Source organism: Paenibacillus sp. N22P23 (assembly GCF_059383735.1).
Window position 1 is genome coordinate 721255 of the sequence record NZ_JBXENT010000002.1, and the last position, 18288, is coordinate 739542.

At 51.4% G+C, this 18288-nt stretch carries 13 protein-coding genes; 2 read left to right on the forward strand and 11 right to left on the reverse strand.

Translation table 11 applies throughout. The annotated features are described in order from the left end of the window. Nucleotides 1-345 precede the first annotated feature (345 nt). Nucleotides 346-1125, reverse strand: a complete 780-nt coding sequence (locus AC506A_RS13760; protein WP_495461561.1) for a phytanoyl-CoA dioxygenase family protein — start codon at nucleotides 1123-1125, stop codon at nucleotides 346-348. Nucleotides 1126-1268: 143 nt separating this feature from the next. On the opposite strand from AC506A_RS13760, the gene AC506A_RS13765 reads away from it, so the two are divergent. Continuing rightward, on the forward strand, nucleotides 1269-2156 hold the full coding sequence (locus AC506A_RS13765) for an AraC family transcriptional regulator (protein WP_495461562.1): 888 nt from the start codon (nucleotides 1269-1271) through the stop codon (nucleotides 2154-2156). Nucleotides 2157-2287: 131 nt separating this feature from the next. Here AC506A_RS13765 and AC506A_RS13770 read toward each other — a convergent pair whose 3' ends face one another. Further along, on the reverse strand, nucleotides 2288-3679 hold the full coding sequence (locus tag AC506A_RS13770; protein ID WP_495461563.1) for a sugar phosphate nucleotidyltransferase: 1392 nt from the start codon (nucleotides 3677-3679) through the stop codon (nucleotides 2288-2290). A gap of 102 nt (nucleotides 3680-3781) precedes the next feature. After that, the gene (locus tag AC506A_RS13775; protein WP_495461564.1) at nucleotides 3782-4597 is read right to left on the reverse strand and encodes a DUF6492 family protein; all 816 of its coding nucleotides are present in this window, start codon (nucleotides 4595-4597) and stop codon (nucleotides 3782-3784) included. Between the two features lie 263 nt (nucleotides 4598-4860). Between AC506A_RS13775 and AC506A_RS13780 the strand changes: the two genes are divergently transcribed. Beyond that, entirely contained in the window at nucleotides 4861-7596 is a 2736-nt protein-coding gene (locus AC506A_RS13780; RefSeq protein WP_495461565.1) for a response regulator, read from the forward strand. Nucleotides 7597-7681: 85 nt separating this feature from the next. Here the strand turns inward: AC506A_RS13780 and AC506A_RS13785 are convergent, their stop codons facing one another. The 8 genes from AC506A_RS13785 to AC506A_RS13820 form a co-directional block, all read right to left on the reverse strand. Further along, nucleotides 7682-8479: an ATP-binding cassette domain-containing protein gene (locus AC506A_RS13785; RefSeq protein WP_495461899.1), complete on the reverse strand. Its 798-nt coding sequence runs from the start codon at nucleotides 8477-8479 to the stop codon at nucleotides 7682-7684. Between the two features lie 2 nt (nucleotides 8480-8481). Next, nucleotides 8482-9279, reverse strand: a complete 798-nt coding sequence (locus AC506A_RS13790) for an ABC transporter permease subunit (RefSeq protein ID WP_495461566.1) — start codon at nucleotides 9277-9279, stop codon at nucleotides 8482-8484. An 11-nt stretch (nucleotides 9280-9290) separates the two neighbouring features. Continuing rightward, nucleotides 9291-10436: an FMNH2-dependent alkanesulfonate monooxygenase gene (ssuD, locus tag AC506A_RS13795; protein ID WP_495461567.1), complete on the reverse strand. Its 1146-nt coding sequence runs from the start codon at nucleotides 10434-10436 to the stop codon at nucleotides 9291-9293. 48 nt (nucleotides 10437-10484) lie between these two features. Then, nucleotides 10485-11516 carry a sulfonate ABC transporter substrate-binding protein gene (locus tag AC506A_RS13800; RefSeq protein WP_495461568.1) on the reverse strand — a complete coding sequence of 344 codons (1032 nt, stop codon included), beginning with the start codon at nucleotides 11514-11516 and terminating at the stop codon, nucleotides 10485-10487. Nucleotides 11517-12624: 1108 nt separating this feature from the next. Next, nucleotides 12625-14400 (reverse strand): alpha-L-fucosidase, encoded by a 1776-nt coding sequence (locus tag AC506A_RS13805; protein ID WP_495461569.1) that lies wholly within the window; start codon nucleotides 14398-14400, stop codon nucleotides 12625-12627. Nucleotides 14401-14472: 72 nt separating this feature from the next. After that, nucleotides 14473-16206, reverse strand: coding sequence for a type 2 periplasmic-binding domain-containing protein (locus tag AC506A_RS13810; protein WP_495461570.1), 1734 nt, complete (start codon nucleotides 16204-16206; stop codon nucleotides 14473-14475). 86 nt (nucleotides 16207-16292) lie between these two features. Further along, complete coding sequence (locus AC506A_RS13815) at nucleotides 16293-17201, reverse strand: carbohydrate ABC transporter permease (RefSeq protein WP_495461571.1); 909 nt, start codon at nucleotides 17199-17201, stop codon at nucleotides 16293-16295. 26 nt (nucleotides 17202-17227) lie between these two features. Further along, nucleotides 17228-18166, reverse strand: a complete 939-nt coding sequence (locus AC506A_RS13820; RefSeq protein WP_495461572.1) for an ABC transporter permease — start codon at nucleotides 18164-18166, stop codon at nucleotides 17228-17230. Nucleotides 18167-18288 lie beyond the last annotated feature (122 nt).

Below are 18288 nucleotides of genomic sequence, written 5' to 3' on the forward strand. Positions count from 1 at the left end.
GCGAGGTTGGAGCGAATCAGACGGGATTGCGGTTCTGATAGCGGTATATGCGCTATTGAGCTCAGAAAAGGGCTAGTTTGATCGCGATAAGCGATATATCCGCTATCGCACAGAAAAAACTCGAGGTTGGAGCAAATCAGACGGGATTGCGGTTCTGATAGCGGCATATCCGCTATCGAGCTCAAAAAAGGTTAGTTTGATCGCGATAAGCGGCATATCCGCTATCGCACAGAAAACACGAGGTTGGAGCGAATCTGCCCGGAATTACGTACTGTTAGCGTCATATCCGCTACCGAGCACAAAACAAAAAAAACCGGACAGGGTCGCCCCTGTCCGGCCTCATATTTAGATAGAAATAACCGAATATTCCGGTCTTGCTTTGTTGAAGTTTGGATTCTCGCCGCATACCATGAGGCCCATGCCCCAGTTGATGTGCTCCTGTTTGGATGGGAAGTCTGTCGCGCTGCGGTATTGGAACAATACGTTGCGGCGTGTACGCTCGCTGCGGTTTGCAGGTGAGCCGTGAATGGTCAAGTAGTTGAAGAACAGCACATCGCCCGCTTCAGCAACACATGGCACACCATCGGATACCGGATATTCCTTGGCATTCAGGTAATGTCTGCCCATATGCGGCAGTTCGCCCCATTTGTGCGAGCCCGGCATAACGTGCAAGCAGCCATTTTCCAAGTCCGCGTCATCCAGATGAACGCTTGCAGCCAGCATCGTATGCTGCTCATGCGGGAAGTACGGGTGATCCTGGTGCATCGGGAACGCGGCACCGTTCTCTGGCGGCTTCACCAGCATTTTGGAATGGTGCAGTTGAACGTTCGGCCCAATAATTTGTGACAGCACATCCGTCATGTTCGGGTGCGACAAAGCGCGAAGGAAGGAAGCATCATGGTAATGCACGTCATGGAAACCTTTCAGAACGAGCTTCTTCAAATCTTCTGCCGGCAGGAAGTCACCTTGCCACTGTGCATTGTGGTCCATATTCGCTCTTGCTGCGCGATCGATAATACCGTCAACCGCATTGCGCATCTGTTCAATTTCCGTTTTGTTGAATACGCCTTTAACAAGCAAATAACCATTTTCTTTGTAAAATTCTACATCCTGAGCTGTAATCATGCTACAATCCCCCTATGAGTGAATTCGCTTTCCTATGACCTTATTGTAGTAGAATCAAGGGGTTTCGGTCTTTAGCCAGAGAGGTCAGCTTTTTGTCTTTTCGCGCCATTCCAATATAACCTGTACGGAGGTGCCTGTCTGTCATGTATCTGTGGGAAGAAAGCGACACGTGGCTGAATCAATACGCCCTGCGGCTTAAAACAGCCGAAGCGGTATTTACCGTTCATTACTGGGGTGCGCACGAGCGTCATACGTCCAATTTTCTGCATAAGCATTCCTTCTTCGAAATTTGCTATGTACTTGGCGGCAAAGGCTCCTATCTCGACGACGGCATCACCTACCCTCTGCAAAAAGGGACGATGTTCTGCTCCCGCCCCGGCATCACACACTTCATTCAAGGGGAGCCGGAGAACAGCCTGCTCTTCGTCGCCTTCGAGCTCGACGAGAACGGAAGCTCTGATGCGGTACGCGCCGCATTCCAAGCGCTGGCGGAAACGGAAACCTGCGTCGTCCAAAATACGGACGATATGCCTGCCGCCGAGTTGTGGCGGTCGCTGCTGAGGCGCCCCGCAGATTCGCCCTCTTTGCCGGATTCCGTGCTTCCTCAGCTCGCCGCCTCGCTTCTGCTCGCGATGCCCGGCGTATTCTGCAAGACGATCCAGCAAGCCGAATGGCAATCGCGGGCGCCACGCCGAAGCTCATCGGCCTTGCTGAAGCAAGCGAAGCTGTTCATCACCGACAACCTGAGCGATGAAGAGCTCTCTCTCGATAAGGTGGCGGCACAGATCAACCTGTCGCCGCGCCATCTCTCGCGGTTGTTCTCCTCCGGCGTCCATGAATCGTACACAGACTACGTGCGCAAGCAGCGCGTCCGCCGAGCTGCCGAGCTGCTGAGATTCTCCGATCTGTCGATCAAGGAAATCGCGGAGCAGACCGGATTCGGCTCCATCCATTATTTCGCCCGCACATTCCGCACGCTCATGCATATTACGCCGGCGAAATTCCGCGACAACTCGCGCGCGCATGACTGACACGGAGTTCACGCACTGTTTCATCCATAATGAGTGCGACTGTTGCCGGGCCAAATCCATAAACTCATCACACCAAGCCTGCGGCATGCCGCAAAAAGGCCCGGAAGGCTCTCACCGCCTGCCGGGCCTTTTCAGCTTTGCGCGCACAGCCGAATCGTATCCTCCCACGAAACGGCGATACGCTGGACATCTTCCTCAGCCAAGCCGATGCCAATCTGGATGACCATATATTCGAGCCGGGTAATCGCCAGAACGGCATGCTTCGCGCCTGCGGGAATTTGCAGCACGTTGCCGGTATGAATCGCAGCTTGCACGCCCTCCAATATGAACGTTCCCGTTCCTGAGAGAATGACCCACGTTTCCTGTCTATTCCCATGCAGGTGGTAGCTTGTATGCCTCCCGGGCAGCATGTCAATCTTCTTCGTTAACGTTTCCGAAGCGGCATCGGCCTTGGAATGATCCAGAATGTGATAGGTTCCCCATCGTTTCTCCCCTGACCTAGACTGCTCCGAGCCGCTCAGCAGCTGCTTGATCTGATTGGATTTGCCTTTATCGGCCACAAGTATACCGTCCGTGCTCGCTGCAACAATAACATTCGAAACGCCGATGACATGTATCGGGCATTCCAGCTCATTCACGATATGCGATTGCACGCATTCGCCCGTTAGTTCTCCAAGACCGATGACGCTCCCGCCAAAATACTCCGGAAACACCTTCCAGTCCCCGAGATCCTTCCAGCCTTTGTCATACGGAATGACCACGGCTTTCGCCGTTTTCTCCGCAACCTCGACATCGAAGCTAGCTTCCGGAAGCTGCTCGTAGCAGTTCAGCAGATTCTCATAATCGCTGGGCAGTCCTTTGTTCGTTAAGCAAGAAAGCATGAAGGATAACGGAAAAGCGAAAACGCCGCAGTTCCACATCGCATGATTGTCGATCAGACGAGCAGCATGCTCTTCATCCGGCTTTTCCACGAACCGGGCAATGGGGAGAAACTGGCTTAAGCTCGTGTCCGCCGCATCATCATCGACCGGATACGGAACGATATAGCCAAACTGACTGGAGGGATGACTGGGAGCCGTTCCGAGCAGCGCCAGCTCCGTGCCCGATTGTGACAGGACCCCCGGAAACTTCAAGAGCTGCGTGAAGAAAGCCGACTCGACATAAATATCAGCCGGCATCACGCAGATCGTTTCGCTCGGCGCAGCCTGAAGCTTGTCATGCAGATAGGCTGCTGCCAGCGCAACGGCCGTGAAGGTGCCTCTTCTATGGGGCTCGGCAATAAAGGACAGCTTGTCGCCGACCTGATTGGCCGTAATTTCCGCTTGGCTTTCATGCGCTACTATCGTGGTAGCCGAAAGTAATCCCGCTTCTTCCAGTTGGCTGCATATCCGCTGGATCATCGATTGCTTGCCGCCGTTTCCGCTCTCTTCCGGGAGGAGCTTCAAAAAGAGCTTCGACCGGATTCCGTTCGATAACGGCCACAGCCGCTTCCCCGAACCTCCGCTGAGTAGTACAACTCGCAAATCCATCCCCCCTCGAACATACATTGAAGCTCGCTCGCGGCGAACCTTATTTTCGCTTCCGAATCACCTTCTCTATCACTCCTTGCAGCATGTGACCCGACTTCATTGCTTTCGTGTCCTGCGCGAATAGCCTTTGCGCTTATGAAACGAGACCGACCGGAACTTGCTGGCGAGTGCCCTGGTCCGCTGCGGTGACAGCTGACTTGCGCTCATATTCAAGCTTTTATTCAGCGCTTTCCTAATCCCGACGCCGCCCGGAGTTCGGGTATAGAGATAGTTGCCGTAGGTTTCAAATTCCGAGAAGGCAAACTGCTTCGTTTTGTCCATGCTTCTCAGAATCGCTTTGTACCAGCTTGTGCCGTGCTTCGCCGCAATCGTTCTCTTCATCTGGCGCAGCTTCGATTTCTCGAACAGCATGTAGTGGGTGACAAAGGATGCCGGCCGAGGTGCCTTCCTCCCCATCAGCTTCCTGTAGGTGCGAAAATATTCCGGCTGGCTCCAGCCTCTGCAGTAGAACAGCGTTTTGCCGCCTGAGCGGAATACATGCGGGCGAATGAGCACGGTATCCGCATCGATGACGAGAAAATGGTTCGACGAGCAGACGTTGTCCCCGCCAAGCTTTAATAGCTGCTGGAACATCCAGCCCGAACGCTCCCATTTCTTGGAGCGGTAGTTGATATGCTTCTTCGTAATCGGCAGCACGCGGTTCTCGTTCACGAACCTGCAGCCTTTACGCCTGCACAGCGCCTTAATGCGGCTGCTGTTCGGCGAAACGATATTAATCCGGCCGATCGGATGCTTCACCTGTTTTCGGACGGCATTAATGACATAGGGGAGCGTGACGAGATCCTTCTCGATCGCCGGGATTAACACATCTATCTTTACCTTGCTGCTTCTGATTCGCATGTGGCTTGGCATCGCTTCAACTCCCGTTTAGCAGTAGTGTGATCATGATATGCAGGCACGGGAGCGAGAAACAGGGCGTACGTCCTAGGGGTGAAAACCAAAAAAACTGACCGCATAAGGGATACCCCCCATTAGCCAGCATATTTTTATGTTGAAACTTGTTATAAATTGTAAAATTAAGTCTCCTTTCACATAGACAAGGAAACGCTTGCAGATTATGCTAGCTTTGAATACGCATTCACATGACTTTTTTCCTACTATAAGGAGTGCATCCAATGTCTATCAGACATCAAATGAGAACGATTTTATTGATCTTTTTTGCATTATTGGTAGCTCTAATCTCCCTATCCGTCTATCAAGCGAACGATCTCAAGCAAACGATCCATAAAGTCGATACCAACTGGATGCCGAGTATTGCAAAGATTATGAAGCTCCAAGAAGATTTCACCCAAGTACGCGTCAATTTGCACAAACTATTGCTGTCCTCAAACGATGAACAATTGAAGCAGCTAGCAGGAGAGTTTCACAATGCGCGTGATACCTTCATTGAAGAGTTTACCGGCTACGCCCAACTAAACAATTCAGCAGAAGAGATCGCGCTCTACCTGAAGGTTTCCGAGACCACGGCAACTTATTTTGCATCCGGACAATTGTTGGTGGATACGGTCCAAGCAGGCGACTTCGCTACAGGCTTAGACATGCTAAATCGGCTGTCGCCTACTCGGCAGCAAGCGGATGCCGCTTTGACAGCATGGGTGGATTACAATATTCACGGCACCCAGCGCGATGTAGAGAAATCATCCAGTGGTCAGAACAGAACGCAAACGTTAGGCATTCTGATTAGCCTCATCGCAATTGTGATCGGTGTCATCTTCCTTCTGGTGAACCGTTCGCTTCGCCAGAGGGCAAACCGGGATCTTACGCTTGAGAAGGAAAAAGCGCAGAAGTACCTGGATATCGTGGAAGTTATCATGGTCGCTTACGATGCGGACGGCCGCATCACGATGATCAATCGCGAAGGCTGCCGTATCATCGGGAGCTCGGAGGCCGAGCTGCTCGGAAAGAATTGGTTCCACAACGATTTGTTCGACGGAAGCGATCCGGAATTAATTCAAGCGTACCGGTTAGCAGTGAGCCAGCCATCCTTCAAGGGGTTTGAACATATCGAGAGCACGCTGGTGACGAGATCCGGCGCCAAACGGATCATTTCGTGGAACAACACGATGCTCTATGACGAGAACGGTCAACTAATCGGGACGATCAGCGCTGGGATGGATATCACCGAACGGAAGATGGCCGAAGAGTCGCTGCACCATTACAAAGAGCATCTTGAGGTGCTTGTCGAGGAAAGAACGACGGAGCTGGAGCACAAGAACGCCATGCTGGCGGAAGCCAAAGAGTCGGCGGATTCCGCGAACCGGGCCAAGAGCGAGTTTCTCGCCAATATGAGCCACGAAATTCGTACGCCGATGAATGCGGTGATCGGACTCAGCTACCTGCTGCAGCAAACCGAATTAACCGAGCAGCAGCGTGGATATTTGGACCACACCATTCTATCCGCCAAAAATTTGATTACCCTCATCAATGATGTGCTCGATTTCTCGAAAATCGAAGCGAGAAAAGTCGTGCTCGAACAAGTTGAATTCGATCTTTACGAGATTCTAAACCAGCTCTCGCATCTGATTAGCATCAAGGCGTTCGATAAAGGTTTGAAGCTTTGCTTCTCCATACACCCCGACGTACCGCAAATGCTGATCGGCGATCCGTTCCGATTAAATCAAATCCTGCTCAATCTCTCGAATAACGCCGTCAAATTTACGCAAGAAGGCGAAATCACATTCGAGGTCAAGCTGGTCCAGCAAGCCGATCGAAGCGTTACCTTGTCGTTTGCCGTACGCGATACGGGCATCGGGATATCGAGCGAGCAGCAAAGCAGATTGTTTAGCGAATTTACGCAGGCGGATATGTCGACTACCCGTAAATACGGCGGAACCGGCCTTGGTCTTGTCATCAGCAAAAACCTCGTGACGCTAATGGGCGGCACCATCCAGGTCGAAAGCGAGCACGGACAAGGAAGCTGCTTCTCCTTCACCGCCAATTTCGGTCACCGTCCGGGAGCATCGCTCGCCGTACCGGGGGAAATGAAGCTGACGGCTCTCCGCATCTTGCTTGTATGCGACAATCTGGAAATGCAGCAGGTGCTCCAAAATCAGCTCGAGCAATTCCATTGCATCGTCGGTACGGCTCATTCGGATACGGATGCCATCGAGCAAATTTACAACAACGGGCGGTATGACCTCGTTATTGTGGATTGGAGGCTGCAAGGCGCTTCGGCCATTGAGCTTGCGGAGCGAATCAAGCTTGAATTCTCGGCGCCTCTGCAGGTCATCGTGCTGGTCAGCGCCATTCATGAGCCGAGCTTGCAGCTAGCCGAACAATCGCACGCCATCGAGAAGGTGCTTCATTATCCGATCAGCCAATCCCAGCTCTATAACGAGCTGGTCGGCTTGTTCCAGCATTACTTCTATGCGATGCACGCGACGCCGCAGCACGCCAAGCAATCCGATACGTTCAAGGCGCTTCGCGATACGCGCGTCCTGCTCGTGGAAGATAACGAGATTAACCAACTGGTGGCCAAAGAAATTTTGCGGGAGATCGGTGTCCATGTCGATGTGGCCGCGAACGGCCAAGAAGCCCTCGACTGGGTGCAGCGCCAGCCTTACGACGCCATTTTAATGGATTTGCAAATGCCGGTGATGGACGGCTACGAGGCTACGCAAGCCATTCGCAAGCTTGATGTCGCGAGGCATACCCCGATCATCGCCATGACCGCCGATGCGATGAAAGGCGTCAGCGAACAGGTGCTGCACAGCGGCATGGATGCCTACATCGCGAAACCTTTCGATCCGATTCAGCTCTTCAGCATCCTGCAGCGTCTCATTCAAACCGCGAAGGTTAAGGGGCGCTCGCAACAAGCGATGGTCGCGCTAGAATCGAGGAACGGCGTTTAATCATGATTGAAATATATTAATATACAAAAGAACCCCTTCATGCAGAAGCGTGAAGGGGTTCTTTGCGTTTGAACCTCCGCAATGATTAAATTGAAAATCCGTTGCGATCACCATCCGGCGGCCGCCTCGCAAGTACGCGATTTAATATCGTGTTCTCATAATGGGTAAATCCGCTATCCTTCTCGCGCGGGCGAGCCAATGCGATAGACACATCCTGCGCAAGGGTACCGTTCTCCACAAGCACGACACGATCGGCGAGGGCGACAGCCTCACTGACGTCATGCGTCACGAGAACGGCAGTGAACCGCCTCTCCCTCCATAACCGCTCGATCAGCTGCTGCATCTCGATACGGGTAAGCGCATCGAGTGCACCAAGCGGCTCATCAAGCAGCAGCAGACTCGGGTCTCCGACGAGCGCCCTAGCCAGCGAAACGCGCTGCTTCTGACCGCCTGACAGAACAGACGGCCATTCCTTCGCACGATCTGCGAGTCCAACGAGCTCCAGTGCATCCAAGGCTTTGGCGCGGTCGCCGCCCGGCACGCCAATCCGAACGTTATCGAGCACCGATTTCCAAGGCAGCAGCCTTGCGTCTTGGAACATGACTCGGACATCTGATCTGAGCCCTCTGGAATTTGCACCAACACCGCCAAATGAAACTGAACCTTGCGATGCGGCCTCCAAACCGGCGAGAAGCCGAAGCAAGGTGCTCTTGCCACAGCCGCTTCTGCCTACTACCGCTAGGAATTGGCCGGCTGGAATGGATAGCTCCAATTCCCGCAGAACGGCGAGATCCCCGAAGCGAACTCCGGCATTCCTTACATCCACTTGAAGTCCGCGAGGGGCTTCATGCACAACCAGCGCTGTCTTCTCTTCAGGTTCCATGCTTATTTTCCTGGACGGAAGTGCGAATGCCATTTCAGCCAGCTCCTTTCCATAAGCTTCGCCATCCAATCTGAAAGCTTACCTAACAAGGCATAGATGACGATGCTGAGCACGACGACATCCATCTGAAAAAATTCACGGGCATTCATGGCCATGTAGCCGATACCGCTATTCGAGGATATCGTTTCAGATACGATCAGCGTAATCCACATAATGCCGAGCGCGAATCGAAGCCCTACTAGAATAGATGGAAGAGCGCCTGGGAAAATGATCGTGCGAAAGAGCGAGTAACCTCTCAAACCGTAAGTCCGACCCATCTCAATTAAGCCGGGATCGATAGACCTTATGCCATGGAGTGTATTCAAATAGATCGGAAAAGCGACTCCCAGTGCTACTAGAAAAATCTTGCCTTGCTCACCGATTCCAAACCAAGCAATGATGAGCGGAATAAGAGATAAATGCGGGATCGTACGGATCATTTGGATACTGGAATCCGTCAGCTTTTCCGATAATGGAAGCAAGCCGTTCAGAATGGCCAGGACAAAACCGATGCCGCCGCCAATTGCAAAGCCAATAAGTGCACGACGCGTGCTGTCCCCGATATAGATGAACAAATCTCCGCTTCGCACGAGCTTAGCGCCTGCTTCCATTACAGATAGCGGTGTCGGCAATATGCGGGAGGATATCCATCCCACGCTGCCGAGCCACTGCCACAGCACCACGACCAGGATCGGAATGACCCATTCAAGTCCTACGGATAGCGTTCTGGTTTTCCACTTGTTATCTGCTGGACTCTTCATTGCTTCCCCTCCTAGCTGACCGGTGCTCGTTCCGACGGCTTGATCGAGTTCGCGATGAGTTCGCCGAACGGACTGGTCGAAGTCGGACCTTGCGCCGCAGCAACCCGGTTCAAAGGCAGCAGCGGGAATACGAGATCCGCAAATTGGTACGCTTCTTCGAGATGCGGATAACCTGACAAAATAAAGGTATCAATGCCGAGATTCGCATATTCTTGCATGAGTGCAGCTACTTCGGCCGGATTGCCAACAAGTGCTGTTCCAGCCCCTCCGCGAACAAGGCCTACACCTGCCCATAGGTTCGGGTAGATTTCAAGATGGCTTCGATCCCCGCCGTGAAGGCGCGTCATTCGCTGCTGCCCTTCCGAATCGTAACGGGCAAACACCTTCTTGGCTGCTGCTATTGCTTCTTCATCGACTTTGCTGATTAGGCGATCGGCTTCCTTCCAAGCCTCTTCGGACGTCTCGCGAACGATAACATGAAGACGAATGCCGAAACGAACTTCACGGCCACGCTCCGCCGCCAATTGGCGAACGCGATCCAGCTTCTCGGCTACCTCTTGCGGGGGCTCACCCCAGGTCAGATAAACGTCGATGTGGTCAGCTGCGACTTCTTGCGCAGCCGGTGATGATCCGCCGAAATAGAGCGGTGGATACGGCTTTTGAACCGATGGGTAGAGAACTTTGCCGCCCTCCACCTTCAAGTGAGTCCCTTCGAAGTCAACTGTTTCTCCTGCGAGCTCCCTGCGCCACACGTCTAGAAACTCAGACGTCAAATCGTATCGCTCATCGTGTCCCAGAAACAGACCGTCTGCCGCCAGCTCAACCGGGTCTCCCCCTGTCACAACGTTGACGAGCAGTCTCCCTCCGGAAAGGCGATCGAAAGTAGCAGCCATTCTGGCCGATAAGGTCGGTGACATCAAGCCCGGTCTCAGAGCGACGAGAAACTTAAGTTTCTCCGTAGCCGAAATGAGAGAAGAAGCCACTACCCATGCATCCTCGCATGAGCTCCCTGTCGGCAGTAGAACACCGCTATAACCAAGTCGATCCGCCGCTTGTGCGATTTGCCTCATATACGTTGCATCAACGGCGCGTGCTCCTTCAGCAGAACCCAGATAACGCCCATCTCCGTGTGTCGGAATAAACCAGAATACTTCCATTTCAATCACCCTTTCATCTACATTCACATGTTCGATTATTTCAGTCCATTATTTCAGTGTGGCATCCTTAACATTAATTTCTTTAGGGATCAGCTGTAGGTTGAAGAACGTATCCGCAATCTTCTGCTGTGCTTCGATAATGGCATCGTCGATCGGCGATATGCCGTAATCTCTGCGACCTGATGCGAGCTCAAGCGATGGAATGTCGATTCCGAGCTGTGGTGACAGGAGCGCCGCCACTTCCTTCTGGTTGGCTTTGGACCACTCGTCAACCTTGTTCAGCTCGTCGATGAACGAATCGATAGCCGGCTTATTCGCTTCTGCGAACGAACGCGAAGCCAGATAGAATTCGATATTCGATACAAGTCCTTCTCCATCCGTAAGCAGCTTCGCTCCGGTTGCCGTCTGAGCAGCAGCCAGGAACGGATCCCAGATCACCCAGGCATCTACGCTTCCGTTCTCGAATGCGACCCTTGCATCGCCGGGTTTCAAGAAAACTGTCGTAACATCCTTGTAATCCACTCCTGCTTTCTCAAGTGCCTTGACCAGCAAATAGTGGACATTGGAGCCTTTATTCAGGGCGATCTTCTTGCCCTTCAGATCAGCTAGCGTAGCGATCTTGGAATCCTTCGGTACGATAATACCCTCGCTCTTCGGGCTTACAGGCTCATGGGACAAGTAGACAAGAGGCGTGTCGGCTGCCTGCGCGAAGATCGGCGGCGCTTCCCCGGTATGCCCGATGTCGATGCTGCCGACGTTGAGCGCTTCAAGCAATTGCGGTCCGCCCGGGAACTCCGTCCACGTCACTTTATAACCTTCTGCCTCATATCGTTTCTCCAGCGTACCTTTCGCTTTGAGAATATTAACCGTGCCGTATTTCTGATAGCCGATACGAATTTCTTTGGAGCCTTTAGGAGCATCCGTTGTTGTCTCGCCTGATGCAGTCGTGGATTTGTTCCCTTCCGCAGCCCCTCCGGAATTGTTGTTGCCGCATGCTGATAAGATAAGGACGAAGCTAAGAAGTGAGATCGCGAGCAGGGAGATGGCTCGTAACGATTTAGATTTAGATGGTGTTGTCATCTTTCAAAACCCCTTTTTTCTTGGATTCCAAACGAAAAACCGGAGGCTTCCGCAGTCCAATCCCCATATAGGAGTATCGGCCTCGGAAACCTCCGGTTGTCCGGTAGGTCTCTTGCTATTTGTTATTGGTTTTTATAATAAACGCATTAATCCGATAAGTCAACTATGAATTACTGGCGGAAACAGCCTATTTTGAAAAAACAGGATTATTGCAATACAGAAGCTTTGAACACAGTAGCTAAGCAAACTGAAGCTATGCAAAACAGTAGCTACTAAATATGGCACAGCTTTCACCCTGCGCCATCTCACTCATCGCAAAACGTATCTTTCATCTATCAACACAGCTGAACGCTCGCATTCCGCTTCCCACATCATGCTTCCCTCATTCCCCGAAAAGCTAACGAATCGTAGAGGCCTTATTTGGCCGGATTCCTCGCCTCCGAGAATCTAACAAATCGTGGAGGCCTTATTTTGGGAAAATCGGCTTCAATTTACTCGTAAACCGCCGAATAGGACCTGTACGATTCGTTAGAATTTTTTTGGAGCTATTTCGGCGCAAATAAGCCCTGTACGATTCGTTAGAATTTTTGCGAAAAGCTAACGAATCGTAGAGGCCTTATTTGGCCGGATTCCTCGCCTCCGAGGATCTAACGAATCGTAGAGGCCTTATTATGGGAAATCCGGCACCAAATTTGCTCTAAACCGCCAAATAGGGCCTCCACGATTCGTTAGAATTTTTTTGGGGCTATTTCGGCGCAAATAAGCCCTGTACGATTCGTTAGAACTATCGCGGCTCGCATTCCGCATGTTAGGTCGCTCATGTTAATCCTAAACAACAAAAAACCGAGCGCGTCTCACACGCGTCTCGGTTCTCGGTTCGCGATTAGCGCGTCTCGGCTCTTGATCTTCTCGTTTCTCGCTCTATCCGCTCTTCCCGCTCTATCCGCTCATCCACTCTTCCCGCTCTTCCTTCTCGTCCGCTCTCACCGCTCTTCCCGCTCATCCATTCTTCCCGCTCTTCCCACTCTTCCCGCTCTATCCGCTCTTCTCGCTCTTCCCGATCTTCCGCTCTCCCAGCTCTTCCATCGCTACTCTCTCACAAAAAACATCAAGCATGCACCAGCCTCAAGCTGATCAGCTGGAACGTTTCCGTTCCGCCGTGATTGCTCAACGCGGTCAGCCTGATATAAGTTGCCCCGCTGACCGGCGGGAACGAGATCATCTGCATGCCGCGCTGATTACGCAGCTCACCGCACGCTATTGGCTCGCCCCAATTCGCGCCGTCTTGGCTGACATGAAGATCATAAGCCTTGAGCCGTTCGCCAACTGGAGCCGCATAGCCCCCATCAAGGACAGCGCCGGTCTCGGGCTGCGTGACACAAAGCCCGATCCACTCATACTCAGAGTCGCCCGAAGTCAACTGCACGGTCAACGACTGCGGCCATGTATGCATCGCCGGTCCTCGGAAGTAAGAGTGATAGTTATCGTTAAGCACATTGACGGCCGAGGCATACGGAAGCTCCGAGCTGGCCTTGGCAGCAAGCAGCGCTGTTGGGACAATGCGAACCTGAGAGGCTGCATTCAACTTGATGACCATATCTCCATCAACTCGAACCGTTTCCCATGATGGAACATCGATCATCAAATGCCCATCCTTTTGCTTGAACGACAGCGACTCACCTGTTTTCAAGTCAACGGCCGCAAGCACATCGTAGCCCGCATCATGCAAGACCAGAAGCTGATCACGAGGCGGAGTAAGGACATGCAGATAATGCGTTTCCCCTCCGGGAACTACCGTTGTAACCCCATACGCCCCTTCATTCCAATGTCCCGGAGGAAATCCGCCTTGATCATAACCGCCTCCAACCGTTCCATAGATCGACTCCTCAGCCCAAGTCATGAAACGGTCAAAATGATTCGTGAAGCTGTCCAGTACCTCCGGAAATTCCCCGCCAATCTTCGGACCGTACCCAAGATGGGCATTCCAAGACGTACCTGCAACTGAAACGATCTTCTTCACAATCGTGGCGTTATCCGGCACATCCGCATAGTTATCTTCAAATCCACCCCATGAAGCATTTCCTTCCCCTAGGTACCACCAATCCCATTTGGCCTTGAAGGCAAACTCCTTATCCCCCGGCCCAACCCATGTCCCGCTTGCCCAATCATAGGCCGGATGGCATACCTTGCCGAAATCCTCCAGCGCCATGGCATCCTCGTCTTCGACTGGCCCTGTACTGAAATCATTGTTGATGAGAATGATGTTCTCTCGCTTCCGATGGAGCCTAGCAAATACTTCCTGCGCTTCGAGCTTGTCATGGTAACCATCAAACCAGAAGCCAGCCACACGCGGATAACGATCCAGCAGCTCCTCCATGACTTCTATGCTATAGGCCAGATAGCCCTCACGCGAAGTAATATCAACCACATTATCATTTTTATAAACTTGGTACGCTTCCTTGTTCAACCATTCGATTCCGCCGTGAATGGCATTCTTCGAATCGCGGTTTATATAAACAATAACCCGGATGCCTTCGGCTTCTGCAGCATCGAGCATCTCCTGCAAATAATCCCGCCGCGTGCTCTGACTTCCAGGCACATCCGATTTCCAGATCTTCAAATAACCCTGCTGACAGTGAAACGTAGCCAGCGTTATATACTTGGCACGAAGCTTCACAGCCGTATCCACCCACCGCCGAGCGTTCCAACCTGCCTCTTCCACAGCCTGATCAAAGGCATCAACCGTCTCATAAATGTACCGAAAATCCGGTCCGAACGGATCTGTCTTGTGCTCCCCTGTGTGCATACCCCAATGCACGAACAAACCGATACGCGCATCACGGTACCACTGCTGCAACCGCTGATCTTTCGCTAACGTCCCCATTCCTTCTCTCCCTTTCATCAAACGGGGCACATCGCCGCGTCATGCTTAGCGATGTGCCCCATGTGCGGCTAATTATTGATTGACTGCAGCTTTCGTCTCATCCCATGCCTTAACCCACCATGTGTTGGAGGTTTCGACTCCGTTTGATTTCAAATCATCCAATGTCTTTTGTTTAATCTCATCAAAGTCAGCATCGGAATCCGCCATAATCGCTTTCGCAACTGCTTTGATCATCAATTCTTTCAGTTTGGCATCGATTCTCGCAATATCATCCGGTGTGCTAGGAAGCGCAGCAGGAATGCGAGTATCCATGTTTTGCTGGTTAATGGACTTGCCTGCCTCTACGTTTTTGAGGAAAATTTCAGCAGGGAAGGATACACCGTAATGATCGCTGAAATCTTTCGTAAGCGGATCAAGCAGACCGTTAAACGATTTCCCAGAGCTGAACAAATCCACTTCTGTCTTATCTTCCGGATTGATAACAAAGTTACCCAATCCATTGTAAATACCGGTTTGCGCGGCACGAACACCTGTGTTTCTGAACGCATCGCCGTTCTCAATCTTCGCTTTATTCATCGCATCGCTGATCGTTGGCACGCCTTCTATCAAATCCCAGTCGGTTCCTTTGACACCGCTGTAAGCAAGGCGCGAGCCTTCATACGACCAAAGGAAGTTCAGCAGATCCATAGCGCGATCCGGATGCTTGGAGTTCTTCGTTATGCCGAGCGACTTGTCGAACCAGCCCAATTGGTTGGCACCATTCCACTGATGGCCCCATTCCAGCGGGATCGTAGCATAACCGACTGCATTGGCATTGTTCTTGCCGTTAAACCCGCCGTTAAACCAGCTCGCAGGAGAGTAGAGGATCGACCCGTTTGCCATTTTGGCACTAAAGTCACCGGATTGCATCGTTAAGGAGTCCGGATCTAGCAGGCCCATTTTTCTCGCTTTGTAGTAGAAGTTTACCGTTTTCCATAGTGGGCCTTCTGTATCTGTGAAGTTGTTTACGAGCTCATTCGTATCGGATTTCACGACATAGCCGTTATTGCCCCAATCGGCATATCCGTACAGAATCGCCATTGGCATGTAGTAACTCCACAAGCCCCAGTCATTCCACGCTGCTACCCCGTACGTTTTGTAGCCTTCAGGCGTCTTCGGATGTTTATCCTGCATTTGTTTAAGAATGGTAAGCAGTTCATCTTCACTTGTAATCGCAGGATAGCCAAGCTCTTTATAGTAGTCCCATCTCGTAACCACGCCGAGGCTCGCTTCAAAGCCCATCATATCTGGCCCGGAGTTTACCGGCATGAAGTACAGCTTGTTGGAACCGTTACTGCGGAACTTTCTCATGAAGTCTACGACCTCAGGTACGTTATTCAAGATATTTTGACCCTTCGATTCGATCATGTCATCCATGGCAATGACTTGCCCGCCCTCGATAACACGCGCTTGATCCTCCGGCTTCAGCATAATGATGTCCGGGAGGTCTCCCGAAGCTAGCAGCACTTTAATTTTCTCGTCTTCGGCTACTACCCACTCCACCGTAATGCCCAGCTTCTTCTGAATCTCTTTGCCAACTTCCGTTTCAGCAAACGGAACTGCAGGCGCTTGATTGACCAGCATCGTGATCGTGACCGGCTCCGGCGCAGTCGCTTCCTTTGAATCTGAATTGGTTGATCCCGTATTCGCCGAATCTGCAGTGTTCGAATTGGCATTGTTTGACCCCGAGCATGCAGCAGCTGAGAACAAGAACAACAAAGCGAGCATTGCCATCAAAGTACCCCTGATACCCTTTCTTCTCCTCACTTCGTTTCCTCCTAATTCAATATCGATTATCAGTACGCATCGTACCGGGTAATCCATCCTTAGCCTTTAGCCTTAGCATCTAGCCTTTAACCTTTAATAGCGCCCATCATAATGCCCTTCACAAAATACCGCTGCATGAACGGATACACACAGAGTATCGGCAATGTAACGACCATCGTGATCGTCATGCGTACCGTTTGAGGCGTCATATAAACTGCGTTTGCACCGCCTCTATTAATCTCCATCCCAGATTGCCGCGATAGAGAGGACGCTTGCGTAATATACTTATAGAGCTCATATTGCAGCGTCTGCAGATGTTTATCGCTGACGAGAATATAATTATCGAACCAGCTGTTCCACTGATCGACTGCGGTAAATACAGCAATCGTAGCCAGAATGGACGTTGATATCGGCATAATGATTTTCCAATAAATCGTGAAGTAGCCGGCGCCGTCAATCTTAGCGGATTCCTCTAATGACTTAGGCAATTGCTCGATATAGGTTTTGATCAAAATAATATAAAACACATTGATCGCACCTGGCACGATATAGAGCAGAAAATTGTCATTGAGGTGCAGGTTCTTCATGAGCAAATACCAAGGAATCAGCCCCGCGTTGAAGTAAAGCGTGATGACCAGAAACCTGTAGAAGAACTTTCGCATCGGGAACTGCTCGATCGTCATCAAGTAAGCAAACAGCGAGCATAAGAACGTGGTCAGCAGCGTGCCAAGCACCGTCCTTGAAACCGATATAAACGTTGCACTCAAGATCCCGTCAAACTCGAACACCTTGCTATAGGACACGAGCGTAAACCCTTTGGGAAACCATGTTATCCCTGTCATCGCCTCTTGAGAGCCGCTGATGGAGTAGATGAAGATATAGTAGAACGGATAGATACACAAGAGCATAAACAGAATGAGGATCGTATAATTCACGAGCTGGAAGCCTATATTGGACAAGCCGGATGATGATTTAGCTGAGTTTGACGTTTTCATACTCTCTCTCCTTGTACCAAGCTAAGCTATACAATTCCGTACCCTCTGATCCGTTTGGCAATGCCGTTGGCAGCGAAGAGCAGAATGATACTGATGAAGGTCTTCGACATCCCGAGTGCCGTCGAGTAGGAATAATCCGCGTTCAATATCCCCGTTCGGTACAGATACAGATCAAGCACCGTTATTTTGTCAGCGACCAGTCCGTTATAGAAGACCAGGTATTGCTCCATCCCTACCGAGAGTAAATTGGACATGCCCAGAATCATGAGTACGATAAATGTCGGTGCTACACCGGGTACGGTAATATGCCATATTCGGCGGAACCGCCCTGCTCCATCCACATGCGCGGCATCGTATAGCTCTTGATCAATACCGATTATGGCGGCCAAGTAGATAATCGTTCCCCAGCCAAGTGACTTCCAAATCCCCAGCATCGTTTGGAAGATCCAGACGGCGTCGCCGTTACCGAGCAGATTTGTCGGCTCTTTAATCAGGTGCAGCTTCATCAGCAGCTCGTTCAGCAGGCCATCATTGGAGAAGATCGAGAATGCTAGCGAGAAGACGATAACCCAGCTTACAAAGTGAGGAAGTGTGATGATCGTCTGCACGACTCGCTGAAAGCTGGTATGCTTCACTTCCGATAAGAGAATCGCGAAGATGACCGGCAATGGACTTGTAAGGAGATTTAAGAAGTAGAACGCCAGCGTATTCTTCAGCGCATTCAGCAGGTCGTTTCCGCTCGTCGTAATTAGTTCAAAAAACTTCAATCCGACGAACGGCGTCCTAGCCAGCGGGATGCCCGGTTTGTAATCGAAGAATGCCAATACCCACCCAGCCAGCGGGATATATTGAAAGACGAGGACTAACAGAATGATCGGCAATCCGAGCAAAAACAGCCGCGTACGGTCGGATAAAATCCTCTTCCTAAAGGAAGCCGCGTACGATACTCTGACTTCTGTTTTCATGTGTTGGTTCTCCTTACTCATTTGATAAATTAACTATACAAGGGCAGGAATCGGGCTTGAATAGCGGATTTAACGGATTTATGGTAATATTTGATCCGCTTTGCGAGGCGGTTTGAGCAGAT

Coding starts and splice junctions, on each gene's coding strand:
- AC506A_RS13805 (WP_495461569.1), bottom strand. CDS start 14,400: ATGGGGACGTTAGCGAAAGATCAGCGGTTGCAGCAGTGGTACCGTGAT.
- AC506A_RS13800 (WP_495461568.1), bottom strand. CDS start 11,516: ATGACAACACCATCTAAATCTAAATCGTTACGAGCCATCTCCCTGCTC.
- AC506A_RS13815 (WP_495461571.1), bottom strand. CDS start 17,201: ATGAAAACGTCAAACTCAGCTAAATCATCATCCGGCTTGTCCAATATA.
- AC506A_RS13775 (WP_495461564.1), bottom strand. CDS start 4,597: ATGCCAAGCCACATGCGAATCAGAAGCAGCAAGGTAAAGATAGATGTG.
- AC506A_RS13785 (WP_495461899.1), bottom strand. CDS start 8,479: ATGGAACCTGAAGAGAAGACAGCGCTGGTTGTGCATGAAGCCCCTCGC.
- AC506A_RS13820 (WP_495461572.1), bottom strand. CDS start 18,166: ATGAAAACAGAAGTCAGAGTATCGTACGCGGCTTCCTTTAGGAAGAGG.
- AC506A_RS13760 (WP_495461561.1), bottom strand. CDS start 1,125: ATGATTACAGCTCAGGATGTAGAATTTTACAAAGAAAATGGTTATTTG.
- AC506A_RS13780 (WP_495461565.1), top strand. CDS start 4,861: ATGTCTATCAGACATCAAATGAGAACGATTTTATTGATCTTTTTTGCA.
- AC506A_RS13790 (WP_495461566.1), bottom strand. CDS start 9,279: ATGAAGAGTCCAGCAGATAACAAGTGGAAAACCAGAACGCTATCCGTA.
- ssuD (WP_495461567.1), bottom strand. CDS start 10,436: ATGGAAGTATTCTGGTTTATTCCGACACACGGAGATGGGCGTTATCTG.
- AC506A_RS13765 (WP_495461562.1), top strand. CDS start 1,269: ATGTATCTGTGGGAAGAAAGCGACACGTGGCTGAATCAATACGCCCTG.